The sequence below is a fragment of the Arthrobacter sp. ISL-30 genome (assembly GCF_018613855.1).
Lineage (GTDB): Bacteria > Actinomycetota > Actinomycetes > Actinomycetales > Micrococcaceae > Arthrobacter.
Genome location: NZ_JAGGPK010000017.1, coordinates 88676 through 104866, shown reverse-complemented (window position 1 = coordinate 104866; position 16191 = coordinate 88676). Strand labels below are relative to the sequence as shown.

Genomic DNA, 16191 nt, shown 5'->3' with positions numbered 1-16191 from the left:
CCGGCGGGAACCTTACGTTAAAGAGAAGGAGATCAACATTATTCCGAGCTCGGAATAACGTCGATTGTTCCGATTCTCGGATTATTCGGATTGCTGCGGGGGGCGGGCCTGTGACCTCGGCAGTCTCCCGTCTGGGTCGGAATAATCCTGTCGTGCTTCGGGGGCTGAGCGCGGGCGTCTTGGTCCGGGCGTTCCCTGTGCATCGAAGGGGTTTCATGTACATCGTGGTGTGATCGCGGCCCATTCGGAGTGGCCGCGGCCGTCCGATGGAGGTCCGGGTCATGGAGAAGGGGTTAGAAGCGCTTGCTGAGGGCGTGCTGGAGGAAACCGCGAGAATCGGCTTGGCCGATGCGTCCGTCAAGTACTACCGAAGCTGCTGTCATGTTGTGGTTGGGTTCTGCGGCGGCCGAGGGATCGATCGGCTGACAGAACGGGCCGTGGAGGAGTTCCTGGCGGCCATGGACGAGCGGGTGCGCCGTGGGGAGATCGGCCCCACGATGCGGTCGACGCTGGAGAAGACAGTCAGGGTGATGCTGCACTTTCAGCAGACTGGGGTCGTGGTCTGGCGGCGGCGCAGGCCGGCGCCGGGCCTGAGCACGACTGGGGAGTCGGTCCTCACTGCCTTCGCGGAGTCGCTGCGCGGCGAGCTGGCATCCAGCTCGGTGCGCCTGACAGTCTGCGAGGTGCGCCAGTTCCTGCGCTACCTGGACAGCACTGGCTGCACCCTTGGAGCGGCGACGCTTGATGATGTCCGTGGCTTCCTCGTCGCGGTCGGGCCCCGCCACACATCGGGCATGGGCAACACCGTGTGGGCCATCAAGCGGTTCTTCGCGTTCGCCAACCAGCAGGGCTGCTCGGGGCTGAAGGTCGAGGCGATATTGGCAAGGGTCGGGCCGCGGCGGGCACGGGCGCTACCGTGCTTCACGCCCGAGGAGACTGGCCGGATCCTCGCCGCGATCGAGACTGGCTCCCCGCGCGGGAAGAGGGACTACGCGGGTCCGGTTGGCGTTGTCGACCGGGCTGCGCTGTGGCGATATCGTGTCGCTACGGCTGGACCAGATCGACTGGCGTCGGGATGAGATCCGCTTGGTCCAGCACAAGACGTCGGCACCGCTGACGCTGCCGCTGTCGGCTGAGGCTGGCAACGCGATAGCCGCCTGGCTCCTGCACGGCAGACCGGTGTGCGAGGCGCCTGAGGTCTTTGTCCGTGTCTACGCCCCGTTCGTGAAGCTGAGCGGCCCGACCGGGGCGCTGATCATGAATCGGTGGCTCCACAAAGCTGGCGTGTCTCACCAGGCCCACGACGGCAAGACGTTCCACGCCCTGCGGCGCACGACGGGCACTCGTCTGGTCGAGTCCGGTGCCGAGCTGGAGCTGGCTGCACAGGTACTCGGCCACGGCCAGCTCGCCTCCTCGAGGCGCTACATTGCCCTGGCCGATGAGTCGCTGCGGGCGTGCTGTCTGCCTCTTGACCGCTTCGCTCCTACCGTGGAGGGCCTGCGATGAGCGCGACCTTCAGCAGCGGCTTCGCGGCACAGATCGAGGCGATGCTCGAGTGGCGAGCCGGTCTGGGCTACGCGAAGACCTTGGTCTATCCGATGAAGAGCTTCGACCGGTTCTGCGTGGCCCATCGGCCCGGCGAGACGATTCTGTCGCGGGAGCTGGTGACGGCCTGGTGTGAGGAAGGCACACGTACCGAATGGCCTGCGTACAAGGCCCATGCGATCCGCGAGTTCGGCAAGTACTTGAAGATAGTCGACGCTGAGGCGTTCGTGCTGCCTGCCGAGTGGATCAGCCACCGTGCCAGGAGCCTGCCGCACATCTTCACCGACGAGGAGCTGGCCACCTTCTTCTCAGCAGCCGACTCGTTCACTGCCTGCTCGGCCAGCCCGTTTCGCGAGTACACGATCCCGGTGGTGTTCCGGCTGATGCTGGGCTGCGGGTTACGGCCGCAGGAAGCCCGGCGGCTGCGCCGCGGCGACGTCGACCTCGACAAGGCGATTTTGATGATCGAGCAGACCAAGTACAACAAGGACCGCCGCGTCCCGATCGACGCCGGTATGGCCGCCCTGCTGGCCCGCTTCGACGAGCTGGCGAACCTGCACCGCCCCGGCCGAGAGTTCTTCTTCGAAGACCACCCCGGACAGCCCTACCGCGGACGCTGGCTGACAGCCTCGTACCACCGTTGCCGCGGTATGGCTGGAGATTTGGCGCCCGGCTCCACGCCCTACACGCTGCGCCACAACTATGCCACCCGCACCCTGATGCGCTGGGTTGAGGAAGGCCGCGACCTCAACGTTTGGCTGCCGTACCTGTCGGCCTACATGGGCCACGAGACCTACTCCGCAACCGCCTACTACATGCATCTGCTGCCCGAGCGCCTATCCGCAACAGGGCTGACCGGCACGGCAGGAATCATCCCGGAGGTGACGCCATGACCACGCCAACCGACAGCTTCTACCGGCACCTGCGCGAGTGGTTCACCGTGATCCTGCCCCGGCAACGCGGCGCGAGCCCCCGCACCATCACCTCCTGTCGCCACACCTGGAACATGCTCTTGGCCCACCTCGCCGATAGCCGACAGGTTCCGCTCAGCCAGATCACCTTCACGACCCTCAACCGAGCCTGCGTCATCGGATTCCTTGACCACATGAGGACGACGCGCGGCTGGACGGCAACGACCTACAACCAGCGACTGGCCTGCATCCGTTCCTTCTTCAGATACGCCGCCACAGCTGAGCCGACACTGGCCATGCACTTGGCCGACCTCAACGGCATCCCCCAATTGAAGACCCCGGCTACGCCGACCGTTCGCTACATGACGACCACCGCCATCACCGCTCTGCTGGCGGCCCCCGACGCCAGCACCAAGACCGGCCTGCGCGACCAGTTCTTCATGATCCTCATGTACGACCTGGCCGCCCGTGACGCCGAGATGCTGGCCCTGACCCTCGGCGACATCGACACCAAACGGCTCACCGTCGACCTGATCGGAAAAGGATCCAAACCCCGCCGCCTGCCCATCAACACCGAGACCGCCGCCCACTGCCGCCGCTACACCGCGGCCTTCCACGCCGACCTCGACCCTGGACAGCCGCTGTTCTACACGATCCACAGGCACCGAAAGACATCCATGTCCGACGACAACGTCGCCAGGTTCCTCCGTCAGCACGCCGCCAAGGCCCGTGAAAGCTGCCCCGAAATCCCCGAGAAGGTCCACCCGCACATGCTGCGCCACTCCCGCGCCATGCACCTCTACCAAGCAGGCATGCCTCTGCCACTGCTCACCGAATGGCTTGGTCACGCTGACCCCGAGACCACGCTCATCTACGCACACGCCGACACCGAAATGAAACGTCAAGCCCTCGCCAAAGCCACCAGCGTAATCAGCACCAGTCCGCCAGCCGTGCCGATCTGGCACAACCACGAGGACATCATCCAGCGCCTATGCGGACTCACAGACTGACGCGTTATCCCGATAGTCGCGCGACCGGCGCAGCCTTTCCCCAGGTCACACGCCCTTCAGGCGGCGACACCAACCGTCCTCGGAATAACCCAAGAATCGGAACAATCCGCATGAACGACGTCGTCATTCGCCACAATCCCGAGTGGGATCGCTTTGAGGTGCTCGTAGGCGGTCGTGTGATCGGGAAGGCCGCGTACAAGGATTACGACAGCGGACCGCAGCGGATTTTCTACCACACAGTCATCAACGAGGAGTACGGCGGACAGGGGCTGGCCGGGAAGTTGGCCTCCGAGGCGCTCGACCAGACTGTCGCCGCGGGCCTGAACATCGTGCCGGTTTGCCCCTACATCAAGAAGTTCCTCACGAAACACCCCGAGTACGCAGATGACACGACGGCGACGACGCCGGCTCACCTCGAGTTCCTCGAAACGGCCCTGGCTCAGACGATCCGCGCCTAGGTCATCCCGGGGCAGAACACCATATTGGCTCCCTTATCATGCCGAGTAGCGTTGGCACTGATGGGGGCTGGGCCTCATTTCAGTGATCAATTCGGCACTGCGCTCAGGACACAACTCCTAGGCCTGCTGCCAGCTAGGAGAGCCCAAAATGTCGTGGGAAATGTCTGGAAAGTACGTAGGTAACTGCACCTGCTCGCTGATCTGCCCGTGCCCGATCGACACCCAGCCCACAGGTCCGAACGGTGAATGCCGTAGCCTCAACGTGTTCCATATCGCCGAAGGGAACCTCGATGATACCGATCTTTCGGGAGTCGACTTCGCCTTCGTTAGCTGGTTCCCGTCGAACCTCAGCGCGGGCGGCTGGAAGGTTGGTGTTGTCATCGACGAAAGCGCCTCCGAAGCGCAGGCGGCTGCCATCGAACAGATCCTCCATGGCGACGCCGGCGGCGCCTTCGCGGATTTCGCAGCCCTCTATGGAGAGTGGCTGGGCGTCGAGCGAGCCAGCATCATGCTGTCTGACGGCGAGTCGCCGTCCGTGTCTGTCGGCGAGAGTGCGAACTACACCTTCGAGTCCCTGCCTGGACCTGAAGGCGGCGTCACCACAGTCAAGAATGCGATGTTCGGCTTCGCCCCCGAGTTCATGATTGGAAAAGGGCCGGGCCACTCGGACCTTTTCGGCTTGGATTTCGACGGCGTCTACGGCGAAACCGGAGACTTCAGCTACGCAAGCGAAATGGCCGAAGGCACCTTCAAGGGCCGGGCGTGATAGTCGTCCACACATGCAAAACAGGAAGCTGAATGCAGGTGCTGTGACGCGCTCTTCCGCACGCGCCGCAGCTTTCGGGGTCGATCTGCGTGTTGCCGGCCTAGTCACGGTTCTACTTGCCCTCGCCGCCGTAGGTTGGATCATCTCTGCCGCCCAGATGGATGGGATGGACATGGGGCGTTGGACGGATCCGGGACCACTGGGCTTCTTCATCACGACGTGGGTCGTGATGCTGGCGGCAATGATGTTTCCGTCGGCGGCACCAATGATCGTCGCGTACGCCCGGATCCAGCGCCACCGTCGCGAATCCGGACGCTATGCCCCGTCAGGTTCCACCGCCATTTTCGTTGCCGGCTACCTTATTGCATGGACGATCTTTGGATTCGCCACCTATACGCTCTACGAGACCGCCACGTCACTTCTTCCCGACTTCCTCTCATCGGATCCAGGCGGTCGCTACCTCGCAGCGGGAGTGATCTTTGCTGCGGCCATCTACCAGCTCACGCCAGCCAAGAACGTCTCCCTCATGAAATGCCGCACGCCCATTGACTTCGTCCTGCACCGCATGCGGCGGGGATACTTGGGTGGGTTGCGCATGGGGGTCGAGCACGGCGCATGGTGCGTCACCTGCTGCTGGGCGCTGATGGTCGCACTGTTCGCACTGGGCATGATGAGTATCGGCTGGATGGCAGTGGTCGGGGCATTCATCGCACTGGAGAAAATGCTCCCCTGGAAACGGCTCGCTAACCGTTCAGTAGCGGTGGCGCTGGCCGTCATCGCGATCGGCGTAGCCTTGTCGCCCGCGATGATGCCCGGACACTCAATGTAGGAGTGGCCGGAAAGCATGTGCGCGGGATAGGCCACCGTGAGGTGGCCTATCCCGGCTGTAGCTAAGACCGCTAGCTGCTCAGCGTGTACGCCTTCGGCAGCTTCAAGCCGCGCTCTTCCATGAGGGTGTGCAGGCGGGTGGGGAAGTCGGTGATGATGCCGTCGACGCCGAGGTCCATGAGGCGCTCCATGTCGGCGACCTTGTTGACGGTCCAGGGGATGACGGGCAGGCCGAGTTCGTGGGCTTCGGCGATCATCTCAGGGGTGACGGAGGCGAAGGCGGGGGAGACGACGTCGTAACCCTGCGCAGCTGCAGCCTTCGCGAGGGAACCGTCGTAGTCGTCGATGTCGATGCCGCCGAGGTTCGGGCTGGCGCCCGGCTGACCGACCTGGAGCCAGGCGTCGCCGCTCGAGAGGGCGACGAGCGGGAGCTGCGGGGCGATCCGCTTGGCCAGGTTCAGTGAGGACCAGTCGAAGGACTGCAGCGTGGTGCGCTCGGCCATGCCGGCCTGGTAGATCTCGGTGATAACGGCCGTTGTCAGGGCCACCATGCCTTCGCCGCCGGCCTTGCCGTCTTCCACCTTGGTCTCCACATTGAAGCGGACCTTCTCGGCGTCGTAGTCGTTGGCCAGCTGGTAGACGTCCTTGAGCTCGGCGATGCGGTTGCCTTCGATGACGTCCTGTTCCGGGTAGCCGGGCAGCTGGGTGTAACCGCAGTTCAGGGTCTTGATCTGGGCGAGGGAGAGCTCCGCGACACGGTCGCCGACGTACGGGAATTCGCTGTCGCCGTCCGTGGCGGGGGCGGTGTCGATGCACTTGTTCGCCTGGATGGTGTTGTCGTGCCAGACGATGACCTTGCCGTCTTCGGTCAGGTGGGTGTCCAGTTCCAGGGTTGTCACGCCGAGCTCGAGGGATTTGGCGAACGCGGCCAAGGACTCCTCGCTCCATTCGCCGCGGCCCCCACGGTGCGACTGCAGGTCGAAGGAGCCGTTGCGTTCGTTGGTCTTAACTGCCGAAGGAGTGGTTCCAGCAGCGTTCGACGACGGCGCGGTGCCGGCTTCGGCGTCGGGGGCGGCGACGGCGGGGCTCGCCATAGCGGCGATGAGCGCGGCGGCGGCCGCGGTGGTCAGGACTGTACGCATAATGGTTCCTCCTGGGTGACGGGGTTACCGGCGGTGCGCCGGCGACCCGTCCACGCTATGGAGGCGAAGTGGCTGAAGGTGTGCGGGGAGTTGGACCTGAGGTTAACAAGAACACTGGGATCAGGCTGTGCTCGCTTTCATCGCCGCTTCGAAGGCAGGGAGGCTGCGCTCGATCATGTCCTCGTTCGCGGTCAGGGATATCCGGAAGAAGCCGGGGGTCTCGAACAGCACACCAGGAAGCACGAACACATTCCGGCGTGCGAGTGATTCAGTGAACGCCTCGTCATCCAGGATCGGAGACGGGGCATAAAGGTAGAACGCGCCCTCCGGCGGCCATATCCGGTAGCCCATGCTGCCGAGCGCGCTGACCAGACGGTCCCTGCGGTGCTGCAACTGGTTTACGTCGATGGAGAACTTCTCCAGCTCTGGAAGCGCGTGCTGTAGCAGGGCGTTCGGGTAGACCCACCCCATGGCCACCTGCAGGCTGTTGATGGCAGGGCGCAGCTCATGCCGACGGGGCATGGTGGGCGGGAGCGCCAGGTAGCCGACGCGCTCGCCAGGCGAGAGATGAGTCTTGCCGTAGGAGTAGGCCAGCAGCGTGTAGGGATAAAACTCCACGGGGCTGTGGAAGCGCAAGCCGTCGTAGACAATCCGGTTGTAGGGTTCGTCCGAGACGAGGTAGATCCGACGGCCGATCCTGGCCGAGGCCGTCTCCAGCAGTTCCGCCAGGCGGAGCAGCAGACTTGGCGGGTAGATCCGCCCCGTGGGGTTATTGGGCGTATTGATGATCACCACGCGGGTGCGCTCCGTAATTGCTGCCTCGATGGCGGCGAGATCCAGGTCGAAGGTGGTCGTATTGATGGTCACCTTCACAGGCACGAGTCCCGCCTCGAGGACCAGCGGCTCGTACAGGAACCATGGCGGCAGGCTGTAAATGACCTCGTCGCCTGGATCCGCCACGGTCTTCAGCGCCAGCGCGATCGCGGCGAACCCTCCTGTGGTGAGGTAGATGTCGTCGGGCCGGAACGGGACATCCAGCAACCTCTGTAGGGATTCGGCCGCCGCCTCCCGGGCAGGCGCCGCGTTGGTCTGGTAAGCGAACCACTGATCATTCTGTGGCCTCAGGGCATCCCGAAGCGTATTGACGAAGCGGTCGGGCGGCATCTGGTGCGGGTTGCCGAAAGTGAAGTCGCAGCCGGCCGTCTGCCATCGAGGGCCTAATTGGCTGATGTAGCGCTCAAGCCGTCGAAAGGAGGGGATGGACGCCAGTCGCGCCGCCCGGTCGGACACTGCTGGGGCGGGATCGGCGTCGGCATTCGGAGCCTCGCTCCTGCTCCTGCCTTCTTTGCCGGGTCCCGAAGGGGAATCCGTCGGAATCAGTGGATTGTTCATGTCAGCGTTCCTCAGCATGGCAGTCGGGCAGCACCCTGCTGAGCCAGTGGAGGCTGTGGTGGGACCAATTGTGGACTGCCTCGGGAGTCAAGTAAAGCGGTTGAACGATGCCTTCCGCTCGGCAGCGTTCGACGACGCCGCGCTGTCGGCTACCGCATCCGGCTCGCCGGCCGCTCGCCTGGCGTAGGGAGGCCAGGCAGCCCGCCCTTGCCCGGGAGTTTCGGTGCTGGCTCCGATAGTTTCTGAGAACTATCAGAAACAATTAGCTAGTTCTCACTACCTCAGCCTTGGAGGCAGAGCGGTTCCGACCCGCATAGACGCGGAAGTGCCGCCTCCTGGGCGAAAAACCGGCAAGGAGAACCACGGTAACTTCCCCAGGCAACTTCTTGTGCTTGCGTAAACTTTACGATAGTTTCTTCCAAGTGATGCAGGTCGCACGGTGGGGAATCGCGCGATCGGAGGTGCCGACCAAAGGACAAAGATGACCATCGAGCCAGACGCCCACACCGCGGAACACCGCCTGAAAACCATGCACCAGCGCCTCGGCGGGATTGCCTACGGTGGTGATTACAATCCCGAACAGTGGCCCCGTGAAGTCTGGCTGGAGGACGCCAAGCTGATGCAGCGGGCCGGCGTCAACCTGGTCACACTGGCCGTCTTTTCCTGGAGCCGCCTGGAAACCGCAGATGGCGTTTACGACTTTGGCTGGCTCGACGAAGTCATGGATCTTATGCATGAGCACGGCATCGGCGTGGACCTGGCCACCCCGGACGCCGTCCCGCCGGCCTGGCTGATCGCCCAGCACCCGGACATTCTTCCAGTCCTCGCGGACGGAACCACCTTCGGTTTCGGCTCCCGTCAGCATTTTGACGTCTCCCACCCTGTCTATCGCAAGAAGGCTATGGCCATCGCCGAGCGGATGGGGGAGCACTACGCCAGCCACCCTGCACTGCGCATGTGGCACGTCGGAAACGAATACGGCCCCGTGTCTTACGGGCCACACGCCGACAAGGCTTTCCGCGAATGGCTCCAACGCAAGTACAGCAGCTTGGACGAACTGAACCAGGCCTGGAGCACCGACGTCTGGGGCCAGCTCTACTCGGACTGGAGCCAAGTAAATGCCCCAGCCCAGCCGCGAACATGGTCCAACCCGTCCCGCCGCCTGGACTACCACCGCTTCACCTCGGACAGCCTGCTGGAGCACTACAAGGCGGAGCGCGACATCCTGCGCCGGCACACCCCGGACCTGCCCATCGTCACCAACTTCATGCGTTTCTACAAAACCAACGATTACTGGGCCTGGGCCGCGGAGGAAGACGCCGTCGCCCTGGACATCTACCCGGACCCCCGGGACGAGGACGCCCACGTCGCGGCCGCCCTGAACTTTGACCTGATGCGCTCGCTGCGGAAGGGCCAGCCCTGGCTCGTCATGGAGCAGGCCACCGGCGCCGTCAGCCAGTGGCCGGTCAACGTCTCCAAGTTGCCGGGCAAGATGCGGCTGGGCTCCTACCAGGCCATCGCCCAGGGCGCGGATTCCATCCTGTTCTTCCAGTGGCGCCAGGCCAAGGGCGGCACGGAGCGGTTCCATTCGGGCATGGTGAACCACGCCGGCCCCAACACCCGGATCTTCCATGAAGTCTGCGAACTAGGCCAGGAGCTGAAGAACCTCGCCGGCATCACCGGCACGCGCTCCACGGCGAGGGCCGCCGTTGTCTTCGACTGGGACTGCTGGTGGGCGCTGGAACTGGGCAACTCGCCCCGCTCAGACCTGAGCTACACGCAGGAGGTGCTCCGCCTCTACCGCCCGCTGTTCGATGCCAATATCACCGTGGACTTCGTGGACACCAAGAGCGACCTGTCGGCCTACAGCCTGGTGGTCCTGCCGGCGTCGTACCTTCTTACGGATGAAGTGGCGGCGAGGATCGAGCAGTACGTGCACGACGGCGGCCGCCTGGTGGTCAGCTACCTGTCCGGCATCGTGGACCAGGACAACACCATCCGCTTGGGCGGCTACCCCGGAGCGTTGCGGAAGGTGCTCGGCGCCTGGAGCGAAGAGATGCACCCGCTCGCCGGCGAAGGGGAGGAGGTCAAACTGGAGCTGGCCGACGGCGGTGCCGGGTCGGCGTCGTACTGGACGGAGCACCTGCACGCCGAAACGGCGGAGGTGCTGGCCTCCTACAGCTCTGGCCGGCTGGCCGGATCGCCCGCCATCACACAGAACCGCTTCGGCAGCGGCAGCGCCACCTACATCTCGGCCCGAGTGGACAGCGGCGTGCTGCACCCGCTGCTGCTGGACGAATGCGCTGCCGCCGGCGTCGTACCTCTCCTGGAAGCGCTGCGCGGCGTCCAGGTCCGCCGCCGATCCGGCGATGGGAAGAGTTACCTGCTGGTGCTGAACCACAATGACGCCCCCGCCAGTGTAGACGTGCTCGACGGCGGCATGGATCTCCTCAGCGGCAGTCGCGTTCAGGGGACGGTTGAGGTTCCGCCGTTCGGCGTGCTGGTGCTTGAAGAGTCTGTTTCTGAAGAGTCCGTCACGGCAGAAGCAACCCGATAGGAGGCAGCGCCATGGCAATGAGACTGGAAGTTCCTCCCGAGACGGCGTCGCCCGCCGGAGAACCACCCGGCCAAACGGAGAAGCCGCGGAACAAGCCCGGCGGCTGGAAGCTGGCCATCAAACGGGACTGGCGGCTGTACACGCTTGTGCTGCTGCCGTTGGCGTACTTCGTGGTGTTCCGTTACCTGCCGATGGCCGGCAACGTCATCGCGTTCCGGCAGTTCCATCCCGGCGGCAGCATCTTTGGCGAGAAGTGGGTGGGCCTGAAATACGTCACCCTGTTCATCAACGATCCCAGCTTCTGGCAGGCATTCCAGAACACCATCATCCTGGGTGTCCTGACGCTGCTGTTCTGCTTCCCTATGCCCATCATCTTCGCGCTCATGCTCAATGAACTGCGCTCGCAGAAGTTCAAGAAGTCCGTCCAGACCGTGGCGTACCTGCCGCACTTTATGTCTGTTGTGATCATCGCCGGCATGATCCTGCAGAACTTCTCTATGACCGGCACGGTGAACCAGATCGCCAGCACGGTGTTCGGCACCACGGTGAACTTCACCCAGGACGCCGGCTGGTTCCGGCCCATGTACATCAGCTCTGAGGTGTGGCAGACCATGGGCTGGGGCGCAATCCTCTACCTCGCGGCGCTGACCAGGGTGGATGAGTCGCTGTATGAGGCAGCAAGGATCGACGGCGCCAACCGGTGGCAGCAGACGTGGCACGTGACCCTACCGGCCATCCGGCCCACCATCATCACGCTGCTGATCCTGAACATCGGCACGTTTATGGCCGTGGGCTTCGAGAAGATCCTGCTGATCTACAACCCGCTCAACTACGAGACGTCGGACGTCATCTCCACCTACCTGTACCGGGTGGGCCTGGAATCAAGCAACTTCAGCTATGCGGCGGCGATCGGAATGTTCGAATCCGTCATTGGCCTCACGCTGATCCTGTCGGCCAACGCGCTTTCCAAGCGCCTCGCAGGAACGAGCCTGTGGTGAACGAGCCTGTGGTGAAAGGGACAACCATGACTAGTTCCGAGCTCAAAGAGCGCGAGGCGAAGACGCCCGCTCCGAAGTTGCCAGCTCCGAAGCGGTCCGCGCCGAAGCGGCCCGGCCGGAAGACGCCCTCCCAAAAGGAAGCTGGAGTCCTGGTCAAGGACATGAAGGAGTCCCGCGGGATGAAGGCGTTCCGGGTGTTCAACCTGGCGTTCCTGCTGGTGGTGGTGTTCCTGACGGTGTACCCGTTCCTGAACATCATTGCCCAGAGCTTCTCCAGCGAGGGTTTCATCAATGCCGGGCGGGTCAACCTGTTCCCGATGGGCTTCAACACCGAGACGTACAAGCTGATCCTGGCCGACTCCACTTTCTGGAACAACTACGGCAACACGGTGCTCTACACGGTGGTGGCCACGGCGATTTCGATGGTGCTGACCACGAGCTTTGCCTACGCGATTGCCAAGAAGGACCTCAAGGGCCGCAGCGTTTTCATCGGCATAGCGGTGTTCACCATGTTCTTCAACGGCGGCCTCATCCCCAACTACGTGCTCATCAGCTCCCTCGGCATGCGGGACACCTTGTGGGCCGTGGTGCTGCCCAACGCGATCAGCGTCTTCAACCTGCTGATCATGAAGTCGTTCTTCGAGAACATGCCCCGTGAGCTGGAGGAAGCCGCCGCCATCGATGGCCTTACCCAGTACGGCGTCCTGTTCAAGGTGGTCCTGCCGCTGAGCAAGGCCATCGTGGCCACCATGGTCCTGTTCTATGCGGTGGCCAACTGGAACTCCTGGTTCCAGGCTTTCCTCTATTTGGATAAGCCCGAGCTGTTTCCGGTCACCATCTACCTTCGCAACATGATCGCCGGTGCCAGCAACACCGCAAGCTCCGCCGGCGGCACTGTGGAAAACCTGGGCCAGATCGCGGCCAACATCCAGTCGGTCACCATCGTCCTGACTGTCATCCCCATCCTCTGTGTCTATCCCTTTGTCCAGAAGTACTTCTTCTCGGGCGTCATGCTCGGTTCCGTCAAGGAATAACCCCTTATGAAAGGAAAGCCCATGATCCGCAGACGAGACTTCCTCGGTCTGGCGTCCGTCGTCACCATCGGCCTGATGATGAGCAGCTGCGACTCCGATTCCGGCACCGAGGTAGATACCTCCAAGTCCCGCACCGGCGCGATGGACAGCTTTGGGGTGGGGGACACGTTCAAGGCGACGACGCCGCTGACGTTCACCTTCCTGTTCAGCGACATGCCCTCCTACCCGTACAAGAAGGACTGGCTGCTCTTCACCAAGATGGCCTCTGCCAACAACGTCACACTGGAGCCCACCATCGTTCCCAGCAGCGACTATGAGCAGAAGCGGAGCCTGCTCATCAGCTCCGGCAATGCGCCGGAGATCATCGCCAAGACTTACCCGGGCCAGGAATCAGCGTACGTGTCCTCGGGCGCCATCCTGCCGGTCAGCGACTATGTGGACCTCATGCCGCATTTCCAGGACAAGGTCAAGAAGTGGAAGCTGGAGCCCGAGATCGAGGGCCTCACCCAGGAGGACGGCAAGTACTACGTGCTGCCTGGCCTGCATGAGGAGCTATGGCCGGATTACACACTGGCGTTCCGCACGGACATCCTGAAGAAGGAGGGCATCGCGGAGCCCAAGACCTGGGACGAGTTCCGCGAAGTGCTGCGCAAGCTCAAGAAGGCGTATCCCGACGTCGTGCCTTTCTCTGACCGCTTCAACGGCAACAGCGTGCTGAACATCGCAGGCACCGCCTTCGGTACCGTGGCTGGCTGGGGCCTTTTGGACGGACTGGTGTTTGACCAGTCCAAGAAGGAGTTCAGCTTCGGTGCCGGGACGCAGCAGTTCAAGGAACTGGTGACGTACTTCAACTCGCTCGTGTCCGAGGGGCTGATGGACCCGGAGAGCTTCACCCAGCCAGACGATGCGGCCATCCAGAAGTTCGTCTCCGGCAAGTCGTTCGTGATCAGCGCGAACTCGCAGAACATCATCACCTACCGCACGTCCATGGAGCAGTCCCTGGGCAAGGGCAACTTTGCGGTCTCCAAAATCGTGGTGCCCGGCGGTCCGGCCGGCGACATCATCGGTGGCTCGCGTCTGGAGAATGGCATCATGCTGAACTCGTCCGTGAAGGACCGCGAGGACTTCGTTGCGCTGATCCAGTTCATCGACTGGCTGTTCTACAGCGACGCCGGTCAGGAGTTCAGCAAGTGGGGCGTGGAGGGGACCACCTTCACCAAGGAAGGCGGTAAGCGGAAGCTGGCTGCGGACATCAACTTCCAGGGCCTGAACCCGGCCGGCACCAAGGACCTCCGTGTTGAGTATGGCTTCTCGGGCGGCAACTTCGCCTACGGCGGCACTACCGACCTGCTGCACTCAACCTTCAACGAGGAGGAACTGGCGTTCCAGAAGGCCATGAAGAGCAAGAAGCCCCGGCCCGTTGCCCCTCCTGTTCCGTTCAGCGACGTCGACCGTGAGCAGGCCACCCTGGCGCTCACCCCGCTGAAGGACCACGCCAAGCAGAACACCCTGAAGTTCATCACCGGCCAGCGGCCCCTGAGTGAGTTCGATGCGTACGTCAAGGAACTCGACACTAAGGGCCAGTCCAAGTACGTAGAGTTGGCCAACAAGGCCTCTAAGGCGTACGCGGGCTGAGGCATCCGCGACAAGACCGACCCTCTTTAAGCAAAGAACGACGGCGACACTCCGCCTTTCCGGCGTGTCGCCGCCGCGTTCCTGTCAAAGAAGGTCAAAGCTGCCAAGGCTAGGGAAAGGCACTCGGTGGTTCAAAAAAAGGCGGAGTACGGCTCTGGTCCCTTGTTCAAGGCGGCCGGCGTGGTTTACGGCGTCGTGATGGGGGACGCACTGCTGGTCCTGGCCAACGTGCTGTTGGTGCTTTCTCCTGTGCTGATGAGCGTGGCGAATGTGGGTGGCGCAGCAGGTTCAGTGGCGGGGATCGTGTTGGTGCTTGTGGCGTTCGCCCTGCTGGGCCCGTCCCTGACGGCGGCCATGTACGCATTCAACAGGCTGCTGCTCGGGCATGAGACTGGCGTTTCTCTAGACTTCCTCCGCGGCTATCGCGAGAACTTTCGTCCTGCGCTCGCCGTGTGGCTGCCGTACCTGGTGCTGCTGGCCGTCGTCGTGTTCAACCTGGCATTGCTGCCCGCCACAATTGACCCGGGCAATCCGGCCGGCAGTGCCGTTCGAATCGGCCTGCTGGTGTTGGGCCTAATGGTGTGCACCGCCGGCGTGACGGCTTTGTTGCTGCTGTCCAGGTTCACGTTTCGGACCCGGGATCTGCTCCGGATCTCGCTGTTTTGCCTCGGCGCCCAGAAGCGGGTTTCCGTGGGTAACGCGGGCATCCTGTTCGTCACCGCGTTCCTGCTGACGGTTACCAGCGTGTTCCTGATTCTGTTTATCGCCGGGCCCATGGTCTACCTGATCTGCCTGAACTCCCGGCCGCTGCTAAGGGTTGTTGAAGAGAAGTTCACGGTGACGGTTGGGTAGCTCGTGACATTCTTAAACCTGTCGAAGTTGTACGCACGGGGGAGAAGCCATGATTGATTCTGCTGTCGCCATTTTGCACGATGGCACGACCATCCAGGTCGCGGTTCAGGGCGACGGACCTGCGCTGTTAGTGCCTGCCCGTCTCGATCAGTATGCACCGGAGGAAGCCGAGACGATGCGCCAATGGGGTGGGGATCCTGATCTGGGTCCCAACTTGGTCAATGGGCTTTCAAGATCGAATCGGGTGATCGCGGCCGACTACGAAGGTCATCGGATGGCTCACCCGGCACCAGATACGCTCACTCCCGAGAATGTCGCGGCTGATTTCCTTGCCATAGCTGACTATGAAGCCCTTCAGGACTTTGACGACTTTGCCGCCTCGATCCCCCGGGACTTGCCAAAGCTCGTCTTCGCCGGAGCGGACGACCGCATCGATTACGGACAGAGATGGGGGGACGTTCAAGTGAAGATTGGAGAATCCTTGGCTACACACAAGGATGCGCTCATAGAGTCCGGATGGGACGTCGAGGTGCTTCCCGGCCTGGATCACCTCGGGGCCATGCAGAGTTCAGTGGTTCTGCCCATCCTCACGGGCTGGCTTCCGAAGGTCGGCTGGGTGAAGTAGGCGTGTATCTACCGTCTACGCGTGGCTAAACTACCCGGCATGACGGTATCGGTGACGCACTTGTATGCAGGTGTTCCTGTGACGGACAGGGCGGCTGCCCTGAAATGGTTCGAGGTATTCTTTGGCCGTCCGGCTGATGAGGTCATTGACAGCGAAGCCCTGTGGCAGATCAATGAGTCTGCCTGGATCTTTATTGACGAGGACCCCGACCGCGCCGGCCATGCCCTGCTGACGCTCGGTGTGGAAGGCCTGGACGGAATTCTGGCCCGCCTCGCAGCCTTCGGCGTCGAGCATGAGCCGGTGGAGACCTACGGTAACGGCGTGCGCCACGTTGTTGTTCTGGACCCGGACAGCAACAGGTTGTCGCTGGCGGAGGCTCCGCCGGCAGATCCGCTCGCGAGCGGCCGCGAGTAGCTAAAAGACGGAATCGTGGAATTC

General features: G+C 62.9%; 17 protein-coding genes. 15 read left to right on the top strand and 2 right to left on the bottom strand.

Annotation, left to right across the window (positions count from 1 at the left end; genetic code table 11):
• Window positions 1-281: 281 nt before the first annotated feature.
• The 7 genes from J7E82_RS07850 to J7E82_RS07820 all read left to right on the top strand — a co-directional run bounded on the left by J7E82_RS07850 (window position 282) and on the right by J7E82_RS07820 (window position 5519).
• Window positions 282-1079, top strand: coding sequence for a hypothetical protein (locus J7E82_RS07850; protein ID WP_214862060.1), 798 nt, complete (start codon window positions 282-284; stop codon window positions 1077-1079).
• The gene (locus tag J7E82_RS07845; protein ID WP_308113694.1) at window positions 1039-1506 is read left to right on the top strand and encodes a tyrosine-type recombinase/integrase; all 468 of its coding nucleotides are present in this window, start codon (window positions 1039-1041) and stop codon (window positions 1504-1506) included. Before J7E82_RS07850 ends, J7E82_RS07845 begins: the two co-directional genes overlap by 41 nt.
• Complete coding sequence (locus J7E82_RS07840) at window positions 1503-2438, top strand: tyrosine-type recombinase/integrase (RefSeq protein WP_214862058.1); 936 nt, start codon at window positions 1503-1505, stop codon at window positions 2436-2438. The genes J7E82_RS07845 and J7E82_RS07840 overlap by 4 nt, the downstream gene beginning before the upstream one ends.
• Window positions 2435-3466 carry a tyrosine-type recombinase/integrase gene (locus J7E82_RS07835; RefSeq protein WP_214862057.1) on the top strand — a complete coding sequence of 344 codons (1032 nt, stop codon included), beginning with the start codon at window positions 2435-2437 and terminating at the stop codon, window positions 3464-3466. Before J7E82_RS07840 ends, J7E82_RS07835 begins: the two co-directional genes overlap by 4 nt.
• 110 nt (window positions 3467-3576) lie before the next feature.
• On the top strand, window positions 3577-3924 hold the full coding sequence (locus J7E82_RS07830; RefSeq protein ID WP_214862056.1) for a GNAT family N-acetyltransferase: 348 nt from the start codon (window positions 3577-3579) through the stop codon (window positions 3922-3924).
• Between the two features lie 148 nt (window positions 3925-4072).
• Window positions 4073-4690 carry a DUF1326 domain-containing protein gene (locus J7E82_RS07825; protein WP_214862055.1) on the top strand — a complete coding sequence of 206 codons (618 nt, stop codon included), beginning with the start codon at window positions 4073-4075 and terminating at the stop codon, window positions 4688-4690.
• Between the two features lie 43 nt (window positions 4691-4733).
• Window positions 4734-5519, top strand: a complete 786-nt coding sequence (locus tag J7E82_RS07820) for a DUF2182 domain-containing protein (protein ID WP_308113693.1) — start codon at window positions 4734-4736, stop codon at window positions 5517-5519.
• Window positions 5520-5589: 70 nt separating this feature from the next.
• On the opposite strand, the gene J7E82_RS07815 is transcribed toward J7E82_RS07820, so the two are convergent.
• Together J7E82_RS07815 and J7E82_RS07810 are read right to left on the bottom strand one after the other, a co-directional pair.
• Window positions 5590-6660, bottom strand: a complete 1071-nt coding sequence (locus J7E82_RS07815) for a glycerophosphodiester phosphodiesterase family protein (protein WP_214862053.1) — start codon at window positions 6658-6660, stop codon at window positions 5590-5592.
• Window positions 6661-6780: 120 nt separating this feature from the next.
• Window positions 6781-8052, bottom strand: coding sequence for an aminotransferase class I/II-fold pyridoxal phosphate-dependent enzyme (locus J7E82_RS07810; protein ID WP_214862052.1), 1272 nt, complete (start codon window positions 8050-8052; stop codon window positions 6781-6783).
• On the opposite strand from J7E82_RS07810, the gene J7E82_RS07805 reads away from it, so the two are divergent.
• The 8 genes from J7E82_RS07805 to J7E82_RS07770 all read left to right on the top strand — a co-directional run bounded on the left by J7E82_RS07805 (window position 8051) and on the right by J7E82_RS07770 (window position 16167).
• Entirely contained in the window at window positions 8051-8239 is a 189-nt protein-coding gene (locus tag J7E82_RS07805; RefSeq protein ID WP_214862051.1) for a hypothetical protein, read from the top strand. The two genes, J7E82_RS07810 and J7E82_RS07805, sit on opposite strands and share 2 nt — an antisense overlap.
• Before the next feature lie 294 nt (window positions 8240-8533).
• Window positions 8534-10609: a beta-galactosidase gene (locus J7E82_RS07800; protein WP_214862050.1), complete on the top strand. Its 2076-nt coding sequence runs from the start codon at window positions 8534-8536 to the stop codon at window positions 10607-10609.
• 11 nt (window positions 10610-10620) lie between these two features.
• On the top strand, window positions 10621-11607 hold the full coding sequence (locus J7E82_RS07795; RefSeq protein WP_214862049.1) for a sugar ABC transporter permease: 987 nt from the start codon (window positions 10621-10623) through the stop codon (window positions 11605-11607).
• Window positions 11608-11768: 161 nt separating this feature from the next.
• The gene (locus tag J7E82_RS07790; RefSeq protein ID WP_214862071.1) at window positions 11769-12641 is read left to right on the top strand and encodes a carbohydrate ABC transporter permease; all 873 of its coding nucleotides are present in this window, start codon (window positions 11769-11771) and stop codon (window positions 12639-12641) included.
• Between the two features lie 6 nt (window positions 12642-12647).
• A complete protein-coding gene (locus J7E82_RS07785) occupies window positions 12648-14276 on the top strand; it encodes an extracellular solute-binding protein (RefSeq protein WP_214862048.1) in 1629 nt (542 codons plus the stop codon).
• 126 nt (window positions 14277-14402) lie between these two features.
• On the top strand, window positions 14403-15128 hold the full coding sequence (locus J7E82_RS07780; protein WP_214862047.1) for a DUF624 domain-containing protein: 726 nt from the start codon (window positions 14403-14405) through the stop codon (window positions 15126-15128).
• Window positions 15129-15177: 49 nt separating this feature from the next.
• A complete protein-coding gene (locus J7E82_RS07775; RefSeq protein WP_214862046.1) occupies window positions 15178-15753 on the top strand; it encodes a hypothetical protein in 576 nt (191 codons plus the stop codon).
• Window positions 15754-15774: 21 nt separating this feature from the next.
• Entirely contained in the window at window positions 15775-16167 is a 393-nt protein-coding gene (locus J7E82_RS07770; protein ID WP_214862045.1) for a VOC family protein, read from the top strand.
• The last annotated feature ends 24 nt before the right edge of the window (window positions 16168-16191 follow it).

Coding starts and splice junctions, on each gene's coding strand:
- J7E82_RS07790 (WP_214862071.1), top strand. CDS start 11,769: ATGAAGGAGTCCCGCGGGATGAAGGCGTTCCGGGTGTTCAACCTGGCG.
- J7E82_RS07785 (WP_214862048.1), top strand. CDS start 12,648: ATGAAAGGAAAGCCCATGATCCGCAGACGAGACTTCCTCGGTCTGGCG.
- J7E82_RS07795 (WP_214862049.1), top strand. CDS start 10,621: ATGGCAATGAGACTGGAAGTTCCTCCCGAGACGGCGTCGCCCGCCGGA.
- J7E82_RS07835 (WP_214862057.1), top strand. CDS start 2,435: ATGACCACGCCAACCGACAGCTTCTACCGGCACCTGCGCGAGTGGTTC.
- J7E82_RS07825 (WP_214862055.1), top strand. CDS start 4,073: ATGTCGTGGGAAATGTCTGGAAAGTACGTAGGTAACTGCACCTGCTCG.
- J7E82_RS07805 (WP_214862051.1), top strand. CDS start 8,051: ATGTCAGCGTTCCTCAGCATGGCAGTCGGGCAGCACCCTGCTGAGCCA.
- J7E82_RS07815 (WP_214862053.1), bottom strand. CDS start 6,660: ATGCGTACAGTCCTGACCACCGCGGCCGCCGCCGCGCTCATCGCCGCT.
- J7E82_RS07775 (WP_214862046.1), top strand. CDS start 15,178: ATGATTGATTCTGCTGTCGCCATTTTGCACGATGGCACGACCATCCAG.
- J7E82_RS07850 (WP_214862060.1), top strand. CDS start 282: ATGGAGAAGGGGTTAGAAGCGCTTGCTGAGGGCGTGCTGGAGGAAACC.
- J7E82_RS07830 (WP_214862056.1), top strand. CDS start 3,577: ATGAACGACGTCGTCATTCGCCACAATCCCGAGTGGGATCGCTTTGAG.
- J7E82_RS07840 (WP_214862058.1), top strand. CDS start 1,503: ATGAGCGCGACCTTCAGCAGCGGCTTCGCGGCACAGATCGAGGCGATG.
- J7E82_RS07800 (WP_214862050.1), top strand. CDS start 8,534: ATGACCATCGAGCCAGACGCCCACACCGCGGAACACCGCCTGAAAACC.
- J7E82_RS07810 (WP_214862052.1), bottom strand. CDS start 8,052: ATGAACAATCCACTGATTCCGACGGATTCCCCTTCGGGACCCGGCAAA.